Genomic DNA, 13,776 nt, shown 5'->3' on the forward strand with positions numbered 1-13,776 from the left:
CGGCAATCTGAGTGATAGTAAAGCGGCGATTCCGTTACTAAAAAAGATGAACCATATCATGCCTAACCATTTCACAACGGCTATTTTCGATGCAGGTTATGACTATGAAGCAATTTACCGCCAGATTTCAATACAAGAGATGAAAGCTGTGATTCCATATGTGAAAAGACGTGAGGGCGAAATGATCGGTTTTGATGAACATTTCCGTCCAACCTGTGTGCGTGAACATAGCTACTGTTACGACAGCTTTGATGAAAAGTATCAAACGCTTAAGTTCACACGTCCAAAAGATTGCGCAACCTGTCCATTACGTGATGACTCGCTCTGTCAAAAGGTGTTTAAAATCAAGTGTGAAACCGATATCCGCAAATACACGTTTCCAGCACGTGGCTCCGAGCTATGGAAGAAACTTTACAAGGAACGCACAGCTGTCGAACGAGTAAATGCTTATTTAAAGCAATTTTTTCAGTTAAACAACGTCCGTCACAAAACCGGTAGAAAAGCTAAACTGCACTTCAACCTTGTGACGTTTATTTATAATGCCTGCAAATTAGCAGTCGATCGGATGAATGTACGTTTACAGCTACAAAACAACGCAGCTTAAATTTTAAAAAACAAAAATCAGACACAGGAGCAGTCTAAGCTCTTGAAAAAATCGATTTATGAAATTGATTCACATAAGGATTATTTAAAGAAAAAAGGGCTACATCTTATATCGTAACCCTTTTTTAGTCTTATAATTAATTTGTTACCTCTTCTTCCATTAACATTGTCCCTTTTTCTTTTAGGTTGGTATGGAAGGAGAAAGCTTTTTCGAGAATATGTGGTGTTTGACCGCCTACCTTCTCTTTTGCTTCTTCAAAGTAAGCACGTAATTGTGGTCTGTACTTAGGATGTGCAATTTCGATAAGCTTTTCTGCTCTCTTCACTGGTGGAAGCCCTCGAAGATCAGCATAGCCTTGCTCTGTCACAATCACATCTACATCATGCTCTGTATGGTCAATATGCGATACAAAAGGAACAATTGTTGAGATCGCTCCATCCTTTGCTAACGAAGATGTTACAAAAATTGTAATTCTAGCATTACGAGCAAAGTCACCGGAGCCACCAATGCCATTCATAATTTTTGTGCCATTAATATGCGTCGAATTGACATTTCCGTAAATGTCCACCTCAATTGCCGTGTTAAATGAAATCACACCTAAACGACGAATCACTTCTGGATTGTTCGAAATTTCTTGCGGTCTAAACATAATTTTATCTTTGTATTTCTCTAAATCTTCCGCTAATGAATCAACACGCTTCTTTGAAAGAGAGAATGCAGTACCAGCTGCAAATTTAACGATACCCGCATCAATTAAATCAAAGACTCCATCTTGTAATACTTCAGAAAACACTTCAATGTCTTTAAATTGAGAACTTGCCATGCCATTTAACACTGCATTTGCCACAGATCCTACGCCAGATTGTAACGGAGCTAATGATTGCGGTAAACTTCCTGCTGCTACTTCACTAGCAAAGAAATCTAATAAGTGATTGGCAATTTGCTGTGTTTCTTCGTTTGGCTCGAATAATGGTGAAGGAACATCAGGCTGTTCTGATAAAATAATTCCTTTTACTTTTTCGGCATCAACCTTAATGCCAATTTCTCCAATTCGATCTGAAGCATTATAAATCGGAATCTCTCTACGTTCACCTTGCTCTTTCTGTACATAGATATCATGAAGCCCTTCATACGCGCTAGGTGCAGTCGTGTTGATTTCAATGATAACGTTTTCAGCCTTTTCCACAAAGATTGGCGAATTTCCTACAGAACCGGTTGGAATAATATAACCATCTTCAGTGATTGCAGCAGCTTCGATAATCGCATAATTTATTTTTCCTAATGTTTCTTTTCTCACTTCTTCTGCTGTATGTGATAAATGCTGATCAATATAGTATATTTCCCCTTTATTGATTTTCCCACGCATTACAGCATTTCCTTGGTAAGGAACACGTAAGTTAACGATGCCAGCCTCAGCCATTGATTGGTCGGCAGTTGGTCCTAATGAAGCTCCAGTATACAGGTTGATTTTAAAGTCTTCTTGCTCGCCACGTTTAGAAAGTGCAATCGGAAATTCTTTTGGCTCACCGAAAAGTGTAAATCCACTCATACCAAGGTTCATTCCGTCTTCAATCCAAGAAGCTGCTTCCTCAGCTGAAACAACTTTGTCTAAAAACGCTTCATTTCTAATGAATTGACTTAAATCTTTTCCCATTCACAATCACCTCATATTAGTTTAGTAGTGCGCATTTACTTTATGAATTTTTGGTATAAGTGAAGCTTCAACCAGTGAGGTTTTCCTCATCCCCACAGTTTTTGCAGGCTGCCACATGTTAATGTTACCTTTCGTTTTGAAAATGGAGGATTTGCAGCCTTTTAATACCTGATAAAATTCATAAACATTACTCCCAATCAAACATACCTTAACAATATTTATTTGTGATCTTCATAAGATGTCTTGTCTATATTGTAAAGAGGGCTCTTCCGTTCGTCTATTACATTATTTCTATGATAATGATAGATAAAACCTATAATACATAACTATACAAAGAATTAATCGCATCTTTCTCTGTGTGAAAATGAAGCTTTTCGATTTCACGTACTAATAACTTAATATATTCACGTGCTGCATAATTAATAAAACAGTTCTTTTTCATCACAAGATAAACACCCCTGGTCAAAGATGGTTTTTCAATATGTTGGAAAAATAAATCTCCTGTATCATAAAATTCATATAAAGTACGTGAAACAATACTACGGCCTATACCACTTCGAACTAGATTCAAGATAGATTTAATACTAGACGTTTCAACAATAGGCTCTAATTGTCTGCCCATTTCAAAGCTGGTCTTATTCAGTAATTTTCTACATTGATGCATAGTTGGAAATAAAATAAGAGGACAATCTAAAACAGCAGAAAATGAAACTTTTGGCTCTTCATGACGTTGATTACTAATCAAATAAAAATCTTCATCATACAGCTTTGTTACTTGCAATATATCATACTGATTAAGGTGAAAGCTAATTCCAAAATCAGCTCGATTTTCTAAAACGGCCTTTTCTACCTGATCTGTCGTTTCAATAAACACTTTAATGTTTGGATATAGCTGGTTAAATTGAATGCATAGAGTAGATACTAAATCAGTTATTTCCCCAGGCAACACAGCAATTCTCAATTCGCCGATTTCTATTTTCGAGAATGCTACAATTTGTGAGGCCATACTTTGAATAGAGCCTTGAATATTCAATGCTTCTTGTTGGACAATTTCTCCTACCTTCGTCAGTTCGATTTTCTTGCCAACACGGTTAAATAGCGAATAGCCTATCTCTTTTTCAAGCATCTTAATTTGATGGCTTAAAGTGGGCTGTGAAATTCCTAATTTTTCAGCGGCTTTTGTAAAATGTAGCTCTTTACTAACCATTAAAAAATACTCTAAATGCCGTAATTCCATACTACTCCAGTCCTTTCTATATGAAATTTTTCTGTTTATTGTAAAAATTAGCTAGCTTTTATACATTATCCTCTAATTTAGAGATTCAATCCACCACTTTTAAGTTTCTATCCGTCTATTCAGTAATTCTATCCACTATTTATTAATAAACATAAAAATAGTACAAACATCTAAGCGAATGTTTGTACTATTTTTTATTTCCATAATTCTTGTAGTACTTCCTCTGCTACCTTTTTACCCTGTTGTACACATTCAGGTACAGAGATGCCCTCAAAGGAGCTTCCTGATAATTTAACAGTTGGAAAGTGTTGCTGTAATTCCTGCTTGATCCGTTGAACCTTTGCCTCATGCCCAACCGTATATTGAGGCATTGCATTTTTCCATCGTGTCACCACAGTTGTAATAGGTGCGCCATCTATCCCAATGGTTTTCTGTAAATCCTGTAAGACAGTTTTTTCAATCTCAGTATCTGATAAGGCGACAATCGCTTCATCGCCCACTCGTCCAATATAGCTACGCAATAAAATATGATCCTCTGGCGCTGTACCTGGCCATTTTCGATTCATCCATGTACAGGAAGTTATTGAAAAATCACTATTTCGAGAGACGTAAAATGCAAGTGCATTGACATTTCCAAGCTGTTCCCTTTTAAAGGCCATCGTGACCGTTGCAATCGTTGCTGCCTTCATTGTCCCTAGCTCATTTAACAAATGATGCTTCCTAAACATTTTTTCTACCATATTAAATGGTGTTGCAATAATAACCGCATCAGCCTTTATATGTGAGAAGTTGTTGAGTATCACCTGAACCGATCCATCCTTGCCATGGTCAATTTCCTCAACCTTGACACCCTTCATCACAGTCCCAGGAAGTAGTGATTCTTCTAAACTTTCAATCAACGTTTCAAGACCATTGTTAAACGTTTGAAAGATTCCCTTATTTTCATCAACCGCATGCTGACTTAAGAAGTTTGCACCTGACTTCTTCATACCAATTAGTAAGCTGCGATATTTTTGCTCTAAGCTATATAGCTGTGGAAACGTAGAGCTCATACTTAATTGCTCGATATCTCCCGCAAATGTACCTGCGAGTAATGGTTCAACTAAATTTTCCACTACTTCTGCACCAAACCTTCTTCTAAAAAACGCTCCTAATGGTTGATCATCATCTTGTTCAGAACGAGGGATGAAAAAATCTCCTGCAGCTCGGACCTTACCACTAAGCGAAAATAAGCCTGATGTAATAAAAGATGAGATATGTGGCGTCTCTCCTGATAACAGGTGGCTAGGTATTGGATAGAGCGCACTACCCACAGCCACATAGGTTGGTCCTGCATTACTTGTCATTATTTTTTGTTCGATACCAAGATCCTTCGCTAAGGCATTGACATAGTTTTCACGATCAAAAAAGGATTCTGGCCCACGCTCAATAATAAAGCCATCTTTTCTTAGTGTTTGAATTTTTCCGCCAAGACGTAATGACGACTCGACAAGTACGATATCTAATGGCAATTCTTTTGCGCTTGCTTCTTTTTGCATATAGAATGCAGCTGTAAGGCCTGTAACGCCACCGCCTACGACAACTACCTTTCGTCTTTTCTGAGTCACCAACATCATCACTTTCTTTTCGCTTAGCTTAATTTTTTATGAATTGCCTCTACCATCGCATCAATAAATAATGGATGTGTATTTGGCATCGCTGGACGATAGTATTTTGCACCAAGTTCATCACACACAACTTTACACTCAAAATCATTGTCATATAATACTTCTAAATGCTCAGTGACAAAGCCTACTGGTGTATAAACAAATGTACGGAAACCTTTTTCTTCAAATAGCTCACGTGTTAAGTCTTGGACATCTGGACCAATCCAAGGCTCTGGTGTTTGCCCTGCTGATTGCCAGCCCACCTCAACATTTTTTAAACCAGTTGCTTCTTGAATAAGCTGAGCCGTTTCAATCAATTGCTCTTCATAAGGATCACCTAGGCTTTTAATTTTTTCAGGCAATGAGTGTGCCGATACAATTAAACATGCTTGCTCACGCTCTTCATCAGACATCTCATCAAATGTAGCATTTACTTGTTGCTTCCAATACTCTATGAATTTTGGTTCATCGTACCAAGATTCTACAGAAGTAATTGTTAAACGATCTCCTGCTGCCTCTACAGCACGACCGTTATAAGACTTAATAGAGAACGTGGAGAAATGAGGCGCTAGAACAATAGAAACCGCTTCTTTGATGCCCTCTGCCACCATTTGCTCTACCGCATCCTCAATAAATGGATGGATATGCTTTAAACCGATAAACAATTTATATTCTATTGCATCCTGAACTTCATTTAAACGTGCACATAATGCTTCAGCCTGTGCTTGGGTTGCTGCTGCTAATGGTGATAAGCCGCCAATTGCCTCATAACGACTGCGTAAATCCTCTAAATGCTCCGCAGAAGGTTTGCGTCCATGACGAATATGTGTATAGTAAGGTTCGATATCTTCTTCTTTATAAGGTGTTCCGTATGCCATTACCAATAAGCCTTTAACTTCTTTCATTCCCTTTTCACCTCTAAAATTATTTTTATACATTATGTGACAAAAAGAAGCTGCCCAATCATGTATGTTGGACAGCTCCCTTTCTACAATGAGATCAATCATTCATCCATAGAAAAGGACATATTATTAAGAATGTGCTTGAATTTGTTGTGCACTATACTCATGAATAAGTGCAGTCAGACGCTTTAAGACATCTGGGTCAACCTCTGGGAAAACACCATGTCCCAGGTTAAAGATATGTCCTGGCATTTCTAAGCCTTGATCGATAATATCTTTTGTACGTTTTTCAATCACCGACCAATCTGCCAGTAATAGAGAGGGGTCTAAGTTGCCTTGTACAGGCTTTGTAATACCATGTGCACGTGCCTCTTTAATCGGTAAACGCCAGTCTAAGCCTACCACATCAATCGGTAAATCATTCCATTCCTTTGCTAAATGACTAGCTCCAACACCAAATTGAATCAATGGCACATTTTCTTTTTGTAGCTCTGCAAAAATACGTGTCATCACTGGTTTAATAAATATACGATAATCTTCCACATTTAAGGCTCCAACCCAAGAATCGAATACTTGGATGGCTTTAGCGCCAGCTTGAATTTGAGCCGTAACATCCGCAATAATCATATCAGCTAGCTTGTCCATTAAAGCAAACCACGCTTGAGGCTCTGATACCATAAATGATTTTGTTTTATTATAATTTTTTGAAGGGCCGCCCTCAATCATATAGCTCGCAAGTGTAAATGGTGCCCCAGCAAAACCGATTAAAGGAACATTCAATTGCTCTTCGGCAAGTAATTTGATCGTCTCCAATACAAATGGCGTATGCTCTTTTGCATCAAATTCACCTAGATTTTCTACATCTGCAACTGAACGAATAGGATTTGCAATAACAGGACCAACGCCTGCTTTAATTTTTACGTCTATGCCAATTCCAGGAAGAGGTGTGACAATATCCTTATATAAAATGGCTGCATCGACATTGTAATTTTCTACAGGGAGACGAGTAACATAGGCACATAGCTCAGGTTGATGGGTAATTTCCTCTAAAGAATATTTTTCTTTAATCGCACGGTATTCTGGTTGAGAACGTCCTGCCTGACGCATATACCATACAGGTGTATGTGCTGTCCTTTCTCCACGTGCTGCACGTAGAAGTGTATCATTAAAAGTTGTCATGAATAGTTCCTTCCCCTCAATAAATTCCTATTATAAAAAATGTCTTGTTTATTTCTTTATTATTGATATCCGTTTTCAATAGTAAACGCTTCCTCTAATATTGTATAGTTTTCCTTACGAAATGTCATAAAATTGTTCTTTCTAGGTATTTTCTTTTCACACAAGGCGTTAGACTTACACTGAAAAGGGTATAATCACGCTATAATTAGCAAGATTGATAAGGAGGATAAAATAATGTATATTTATTTAACTTCTGGCACTGGCGATTTTTTAGAACAGGTAAAAAACAAACATTCACAGGAGCATATGATTTTAATTCATGGAGACGGCAATTCTGTATTAATCCATGAAACAACAGGGAAATCTGTTTTTGCGACGCCTCGTAAATTTGAGGTATTAGATGCGGTGAATGATTTAGAAGAACGTGGCTTCTTTGTCTTTAATAATATCCCTGTCACAGATGAAGGTCGCCCAGTATTTGAGCATCGTTTTTTACAACGTACAGGGGCCATTGAGGATGAACCAGGGTTTGTGGCATTTCGTTTACTCCGACCGATCAAAAGTGATACTTATATTGTATTGACCCAGTGGAATGGACCTCATTCATTTGAAACATGGAAAAACTCTAAAGCCTTCCAAGCTGCTCATGCCACTAATGAAGACACAACAGGCGTACGTCAACAAAATATCTTTTCAGCAGCTTCTTACATCACAACATATAGTGCTATACCGAAAGAAGATGCAGAGTAAAAAATCGATACTATTGGCTGTCATGTTGGTTACTCTCTAAACCAAAATAAAGAGCTTGAAAGGAATATCTCCCTCTCAAGCCCTTTTGCATCTAATTCTAAGAGCAACTATAAATTTTACTTCGCTGCCCCTTTTAAACATCCCTTCACTTCATTAAGACTACCAATTGTAAAAATATTAGCTGTAATTTGATTCAAAACTTCTCTATTTGCTTGACGAATTGCTTTCTTTAATTCTTCAGGTAACTCACCAAATTTTTGGGCTAATAGTATCTCTGCCATTTGCGATAAAGCTTTTCTTTCTCCTTGCTCTAATCCTTGCTCTAATCCTTGCTCTAATCCTTGCTCTAACCCTTGTTCTAACCCTTGTTCTAACCCTCTCGCTCTCGCTTCCTGCTCACGTATCTTTGCTTCTTCCTCAGCAGCTTCTTGGTCTAAAATACGCTTGAGACGCCCTTCATAGGCATGGTATTGTGCTTCGGTTAAACTAAGCTCGCGCCATTGAGCTAATGCCTCGAATAATTGCTCATCTTTCATCGCAATCGCCTCCAGTTCGTTATAAATATCCTCATAGATTTGCTTTTCTTTCTTATGATTCACAATTCCTAATAACAATAACCATCTAGCAAGTACATCATTCCACGGATCTAGCTTTTGTTGTTTCCAATCGCTTAATAACTTAGGAATCTCAATAAAGTGAAGTTCCATCACATCTGTTAATAATGTTTTTTCCGTATCTTCATATAAACGATAGGTGCTGTGGAACTGTGTAGATTGATGAAATAACGTGAAATTCATAATATTAATCGCAATAACAGGGGTCAATCGTCTATAGGTCATCTTTTTCTGTAATGGCTTTGTATAGACTTTTGACCAATAATAGATGGAGCGTTTGACCATATCATATTGATTGGTAAACTGAATTTCAACATTGATCCATTCGTTAGTTGCCGTTTTAACGAGTAGATCGAGCCTCGATTGCTTGTCATCTTCATACGCACCCCCAACTTCTACATTGTGAAAAGTAATGTCCTTGACCACATCTCGCCCAGTGCGTTTCAATATTGCGTTTAAAAACACCACTGTAATCTCTTTATTTTTTTCATTGCCAAACAATTGTTTAAACGCATAATCTATCTTCAAATCCATTAGCTTCATTAGCGGAATTTTTAACAGCGCTCGTTTGTTCATTGTTTGTCCCCTTTTTTACTCATTATACCATGGTTCAATGCACCAAAATTATAAACCGCATAGCAGCATTTAATGTCAGACGGTTTATCGTTTACTTTATGGTTTTGAAATTTTCATTGTTAATTCACTTACACCGACTATAATAACGATCGTCAGATAAAACATCGGCTGTGTAATGGCACATACCCCAACAATAACAGCTTGCGTTATCATCGCCAGACGTACAATTTGCTTCACAGCTAGACGACGAGCATTATCTGGCAATGGGTACAGCATGTCCATGCGAAACTCCCCGCTTGTTAGCAATGCCTGCTTTAACTGAATGGTTGTGGCAAAGCTTAATGCGCCTGCAACAATCCATGTTACAACAGGAATATCTACAAAGACTGCAATGATGGCTGAAATAGCCGTCAGACGAAGCCATAAATAAAAATGGTCATCTGTACGGATAAATGTACGAAATACTAAATACTTTTGAGCGTTGCCCTTGCCATATGGAATAAATTTATACAACCAATCCAGCCAACCCCGGCGACGAATACTGCCATGTAAATGAGGAACATCCGTAAAATAATTGGCAAAGCGGTAAAAACTCATCATGCGGTTTTGTTCAAGCTTGACAAAATGCTCATATGGTATAGGTTCACCAATAGATTTTTTACGAAAGACTACCATATAAATAACGCTAATTACTGTCGCAATAATGACTAATAATAGCTGCGTTTGGAGAGCCAGATAAATAGCTACAACAAATATCACAGCTCGAATTAGCCTGTCCACCCATACAAGTTGACCACGCTCACTATAGCGATAGTTAAATTCACCTTGCACACTAATATACTTCAGTACAACAATCAGTAAAAAGATCAGCCAAATATTAAGCGTTGTTAAATCTGTTACTGCCTTTAGCAATGGAATACTAACAATATAAACAATGGCAGCTATCCATACTTGAGACCAAAATGTCCACGCTAAAGCCTTGCTAAAATACTGTGACATTTTTGACTCCAACGGTAATAAATACACTTGGTCTGGTTCTCGCAACAGTGTAGTTGGGCGACTAAAAATTAATAATAATCCAACAATCACAGCAATCAAAATTTCTGCTGGAAAATCGGCTTGCACCACTTTTAGCCATTCGCTATATTGATAGCCTCCCGCCCCAATTAGAAAGACAAGTACAATGGCAATATGTCCTGTAAAAGTAAATTGCATATATTTTTGTACTTCTCCTATATAATGCATAAAGCGAGAGGACCATACATCACGCAAGTTCTTCATGGTCCCGCTCCTTTGTCATTGCAATATAAAGGTCATCTAATGTTGCATTTGGCATAGCAAAGGCGTTGCGCAAATCTGCCATTGTCCCTTGCGCTCGTACACTTCCTTCGTGCAGTAAAATAATGCGATCACAATGCTTCTCAGCTGTCGATAAAATATGCGTAGACATTAATATCGAAGCACCTTCTTTTTTCTTTTCATCCATCTGATCTAACAATGATTGAATACCAAGTGGGTCTAGCCCTACAAAGGGTTCATCAATAATATAAAGACTAGGGTTCACTAAAAAAGCACACATAATCATAACCTTTTGTCGCATTCCCTTTGAAAAATGAGATGGGAACCAATTTAATCTTTTCTCCATGCGAAATTCCTTTAATAAGATAGCTGAACGAGCATCAAGTGTAGCCTTATTCATGCCATAAGCCATTGCTGTTAATTCTAAGTGCTCTCTTAATGTTAGCTCGTCATATAATACAGGCGTTTCAGGAATATAGGAAAAGGCTGTCCGATACTTGTCCGTATCTTCCTTTAGGGTTACACCATTTAAACGAATATTCCCTTCCTTTGGCAGCATTGTACCGATAATATGTTTAATTGTTGTACTTTTACCAGCCCCATTCAAGCCAATTAAGCCAACAAGCTCTCCTTTTCCAATCGTAAAAGATAAATCTTTAATAACAGGTTTTCTCGTATAACCACCCGTCACATGTTGTACCTCTAATACCGACATATCCTCACTCCTCTTCTTATTTTATCCCGCATGAACAGATATTTTATGTGTGAAAGCTATAGGCTGTAAGTTCCCTAGTTGTTTAAGTAGGACAATAGCCTGTAAAAACCCATTTAGTGAAACTAATCATCAGCGAGGGGTAAGGAATCCCCTCATTGATTGAAGATGCACTTTATATTTTATCAAAAATTAGCAAATGATACAGGTTTGAGTATGATAGAATATACTTACATATACGAGTAAGGGGGAAATTCATTTGAGCGATTGCCTATTTTGTAAAATCATTGATGGCTCTATTCCAAGTACAAAAATTTATGAAGACGATCATGTTTATGCATTTACAGACATTTCACCTGTCGCAAAAGGTCACACACTATTAATTCCAAAGCAGCACTGCCAAGATCTTTTTGAAATGCCAGAGGAAGTGGCACGTAATTTATACGCTGCTGCGCCAAAAATTGCGAATGCTATTAAAGCAGCATTTCAGCCCATAGGTTTAAATACCATTAATAATAATGGTGCTGCTGCTGGACAAACTGTATTTCACTACCATTTACATTTTATTCCGCGTTACGATGAAAAAGAAGGCTTAGGCTTAATTTGGCCGACACAAACCTATTCATCAGAACAATTGGTAGAGGTTGCGGAAAGTATTAAAGCACATCTTTAAATCACGTTTTCAGCATTATGTATTGCAATTGTCAAAATTTTAACGTACAATCACAAATAAGTTTCGCTAACGGCTATGAGGGCACGTTAGGAGACAAATAGATTAGTTGAGTTGAGGAGAGATTAGATGATGAATACGAAGAATTTAGTATTAATGGCACTTTTAGTGGGTGTCGGTGCAGCACTTTATTTGGTTACACCAGGAATGATAAATGGCATGAAGCCTGATTTTATGCTTACAATGATGTTTATTGGCATTTTACTATTCCCTACTGTGAAAGAAACGTTTTTACTTTCTTTAGCAACAGGGGTCCTTTCAGGTTTATTTACAACATTCCCTGCTGGTCTTGTGCCAAATATTATTGATAAGGCGATTACAGGTTTTGTCTTTTTAGGTGCTTTACTATTCCTTAAAAAATTAGTGAATCATTTTGCTGTATCAGCAATTTTAGTTGGATTGGGTACAATTTTATCTGGAACTGTCTTTTTAACTGTTGCGCTTTTTGTGTTTAATGCAAATGTTGGTGCAACGTTTGCGATGCTATTTATTGGCGTTGTCCTTCCAGCTGTTGTATTTAACGTTATCGCTTTTGCAGTAATTTATCCAATTGTTTCAAAATTAGTGAAGCGTTCTAAGTTTGTCACAGCGATTTCTCAAATTTCATAAATATTGAAAAGAAGCTAATGCGTGGTGATTCATCACATCGTTAGTTTCTTTTTTATTTTTGTATTTATGCATTTCGTGGTTTAATAATAGATAAACAGATAAGAAATGAGGTAGACGCATATGAAAGCAAAACCATTTTTACTTGGACTTACAACAGGCATTATTGGCGGAACACTCGCTGTACTTTTCTCTACGCCTCAATCAGGGCAACAGCTACGTGCTTCCTTAAAGCAAAATGTAGACCAAACAAAAGAAATGCTCTTGGATGTAAAGCAGCAGGCAGGAACTGTTAAGCAATCTGTCAACACATTGACAAACGAAGTTAAAAATAATATTCCTCAAATAATAAATGATTTAAAACAAACCATTACAACTTTTACAGAGGAAATTGAGCCAACTAAAAATAATTTACAACAAGAAATAGAAGCATTACAGAATTCAATAAACGAAATCGAGCAAAACATCGCACAAATCACAAAAAATAAAGAAAAATCTCAAGAAAAGGTTAGCGACTAAAGTCCTTTTTGTTTAAATAAAACTTCGTTTTTTTATTAAATAAAATTGTTATAATGTTATTTTTTTAACAACTTTTATTTTTTTAATTTTTCGAACTTTAAACTCTTTTTCTTTACTGCTATAATATTTTTAAAATGTGAAAGAAAGCAGTAGGTGATGGTTTTGTCAGAGGAATTATACACAAAAAAAGAAGCGATGCTTTACAGTCAAAGAATCGCACAATTATCAAAAGCTCTATGGAAAGCGGTCGAAAAGGATTGGCAGCAATGGATTAAACCTTATGACTTAAATATCAATGAACACCATATTTTATGGATTTCCTACCATCTAAAAGGGGCTTCTATTTCCGATGTAGCAAAGTTCGGCGTAATGCACGTTTCAACAGCATTTAACTTCTCCAAGAAATTAGAGGAACGAGGGCTTCTTAAATTTTCAAAGCGTGATGATGACAAACGTAATACGTATGTTGAGTTAACAGAAACTGGCACAGAGCTAATTATAGAAATGAATAAAAACTATCATAATACGTATCATTCTGTACTAGAAGGATCGCTGGCATTAAAAGATCTCTATGGTCGTTTCCCAGACTTTTTGGATGTGATGGCTGTTATTCGTAATATCTATGGTGAGGATTTCATTGATATTTTCGAACGCTCCTTCCAGCATTTCCGTGATTCCTTTGACACGCTTGAACAACGTACACCTGTAAAAGGATAAAATAAAGTTTTATTTTTGCGAAAGGAGGCAT

Annotated in this window: 14 protein-coding genes; 6 read left to right on the forward strand and 8 right to left on the reverse strand. The window is 37.1% G+C overall.

Annotation, left to right across the window (positions count from 1 at the left end):
- Nucleotides 1-604 (forward strand): transposase (locus ADM90_RS11370; protein WP_152927999.1); only part of this gene is annotated, 604 nt, incomplete at its 5' end.
- Between the two features lie 136 nt (nt 605-740).
- Here ADM90_RS11370 and ADM90_RS11375 read toward each other — a convergent pair.
- The 5 genes from ADM90_RS11375 to hemE all read right to left on the reverse strand — a co-directional run bounded on the left by ADM90_RS11375 (nt 741) and on the right by hemE (nt 7,222).
- The gene (locus ADM90_RS11375; protein ID WP_053995135.1) at nt 741-2,258 is read right to left on the reverse strand and encodes a succinate CoA transferase; all 1,518 of its coding nucleotides are present in this window, start codon (nt 2,256-2,258) and stop codon (nt 741-743) included.
- A gap of 313 nt (nt 2,259-2,571) precedes the next feature.
- A complete protein-coding gene (locus ADM90_RS11380) occupies nt 2,572-3,495 on the reverse strand; it encodes a LysR family transcriptional regulator (RefSeq protein WP_083448527.1) in 924 nt (307 codons plus the stop codon).
- 194 nt (nt 3,496-3,689) lie between these two features.
- Nucleotides 3,690-5,111, reverse strand: coding sequence for a protoporphyrinogen oxidase (gene hemY, locus ADM90_RS11385; protein WP_053995228.1), 1,422 nt, complete (start codon nt 5,109-5,111; stop codon nt 3,690-3,692).
- 14 nt (nt 5,112-5,125) lie between these two features.
- The gene (hemH, locus tag ADM90_RS11390) at nt 5,126-6,046 is read right to left on the reverse strand and encodes a ferrochelatase (protein WP_053995136.1); all 921 of its coding nucleotides are present in this window, start codon (nt 6,044-6,046) and stop codon (nt 5,126-5,128) included.
- Nucleotides 6,047-6,172: 126 nt separating this feature from the next.
- Complete coding sequence (gene hemE, locus ADM90_RS11395; RefSeq protein ID WP_053995137.1) at nt 6,173-7,222, reverse strand: uroporphyrinogen decarboxylase; 1,050 nt, start codon at nt 7,220-7,222, stop codon at nt 6,173-6,175.
- A 234-nt stretch (nt 7,223-7,456) separates the two neighbouring features.
- Between hemE and ADM90_RS11400 the strand changes: the two genes are divergently transcribed.
- Nucleotides 7,457-7,972, forward strand: a complete 516-nt coding sequence (locus ADM90_RS11400; RefSeq protein ID WP_053995138.1) for an antibiotic biosynthesis monooxygenase family protein — start codon at nt 7,457-7,459, stop codon at nt 7,970-7,972.
- A 116-nt stretch (nt 7,973-8,088) separates the two neighbouring features.
- Here the strand turns inward: ADM90_RS11400 and ADM90_RS11405 are convergent, their stop codons facing one another.
- From ADM90_RS11405 to ADM90_RS11415, 3 genes are all read right to left on the reverse strand, one after another.
- The gene (locus tag ADM90_RS11405; protein WP_053995139.1) at nt 8,089-9,162 is read right to left on the reverse strand and encodes an Rpn family recombination-promoting nuclease/putative transposase; all 1,074 of its coding nucleotides are present in this window, start codon (nt 9,160-9,162) and stop codon (nt 8,089-8,091) included.
- Between the two features lie 96 nt (nt 9,163-9,258).
- The gene (locus ADM90_RS11410; RefSeq protein WP_053995140.1) at nt 9,259-10,443 is read right to left on the reverse strand and encodes an ABC transporter permease; all 1,185 of its coding nucleotides are present in this window, start codon (nt 10,441-10,443) and stop codon (nt 9,259-9,261) included.
- Nucleotides 10,427-11,176, reverse strand: coding sequence for an ABC transporter ATP-binding protein (locus tag ADM90_RS11415; RefSeq protein ID WP_053995141.1), 750 nt, complete (start codon nt 11,174-11,176; stop codon nt 10,427-10,429). Before ADM90_RS11415 ends, ADM90_RS11410 begins: the two co-directional genes overlap by 17 nt.
- 256 nt (nt 11,177-11,432) lie before the next feature.
- Here ADM90_RS11415 and ADM90_RS11420 point away from each other — a divergent pair, with 256 nt between their 5' ends.
- From ADM90_RS11420 to ADM90_RS11435, 4 genes are all read left to right on the forward strand, one after another.
- Nucleotides 11,433-11,846 carry an HIT family protein gene (locus ADM90_RS11420; RefSeq protein WP_053995142.1) on the forward strand — a complete coding sequence of 138 codons (414 nt, stop codon included), beginning with the start codon at nt 11,433-11,435 and terminating at the stop codon, nt 11,844-11,846.
- Nucleotides 11,847-11,975: 129 nt separating this feature from the next.
- Nucleotides 11,976-12,512 (forward strand): tryptophan transporter, encoded by a 537-nt coding sequence (locus tag ADM90_RS11425; RefSeq protein WP_053995229.1) that lies wholly within the window; start codon nt 11,976-11,978, stop codon nt 12,510-12,512.
- A 120-nt stretch (nt 12,513-12,632) separates the two neighbouring features.
- Entirely contained in the window at nt 12,633-13,028 is a 396-nt protein-coding gene (locus tag ADM90_RS11430) for a YtxH domain-containing protein (protein ID WP_053995143.1), read from the forward strand.
- A gap of 156 nt (nt 13,029-13,184) precedes the next feature.
- Nucleotides 13,185-13,745 carry an HTH-type transcriptional regulator Hpr gene (locus tag ADM90_RS11435; RefSeq protein ID WP_053995144.1) on the forward strand — a complete coding sequence of 187 codons (561 nt, stop codon included), beginning with the start codon at nt 13,185-13,187 and terminating at the stop codon, nt 13,743-13,745.
- Nucleotides 13,746-13,776 lie beyond the last annotated feature (31 nt).

Origin of the sequence: Lysinibacillus macroides (assembly GCF_001281525.1) — a bacterium.
Classification (GTDB): domain Bacteria; phylum Bacillota; class Bacilli; order Bacillales_A; family Planococcaceae; genus Lysinibacillus; species Lysinibacillus macroides.

Coding starts and splice junctions, on each gene's coding strand:
- ADM90_RS11405 (WP_053995139.1), bottom strand. CDS start 9,162: ATGAACAAACGAGCGCTGTTAAAAATTCCGCTAATGAAGCTAATGGAT.
- hemE (WP_053995137.1), bottom strand. CDS start 7,222: ATGACAACTTTTAATGATACACTTCTACGTGCAGCACGTGGAGAAAGG.
- hemH (WP_053995136.1), bottom strand. CDS start 6,046: ATGAAAGAAGTTAAAGGCTTATTGGTAATGGCATACGGAACACCTTAT.
- ADM90_RS11430 (WP_053995143.1), top strand. CDS start 12,633: ATGAAAGCAAAACCATTTTTACTTGGACTTACAACAGGCATTATTGGC.
- ADM90_RS11415 (WP_053995141.1), bottom strand. CDS start 11,176: ATGTCGGTATTAGAGGTACAACATGTGACGGGTGGTTATACGAGAAAA.
- ADM90_RS11400 (WP_053995138.1), top strand. CDS start 7,457: ATGTATATTTATTTAACTTCTGGCACTGGCGATTTTTTAGAACAGGTA.
- ADM90_RS11380 (WP_083448527.1), bottom strand. CDS start 3,495: ATGGAATTACGGCATTTAGAGTATTTTTTAATGGTTAGTAAAGAGCTA.
- hemY (WP_053995228.1), bottom strand. CDS start 5,111: ATGATGTTGGTGACTCAGAAAAGACGAAAGGTAGTTGTCGTAGGCGGT.
- ADM90_RS11425 (WP_053995229.1), top strand. CDS start 11,976: ATGAATACGAAGAATTTAGTATTAATGGCACTTTTAGTGGGTGTCGGT.
- ADM90_RS11375 (WP_053995135.1), bottom strand. CDS start 2,258: ATGGGAAAAGATTTAAGTCAATTCATTAGAAATGAAGCGTTTTTAGAC.
- ADM90_RS11410 (WP_053995140.1), bottom strand. CDS start 10,443: ATGAAGAACTTGCGTGATGTATGGTCCTCTCGCTTTATGCATTATATA.
- ADM90_RS11435 (WP_053995144.1), top strand. CDS start 13,185: ATGGTTTTGTCAGAGGAATTATACACAAAAAAAGAAGCGATGCTTTAC.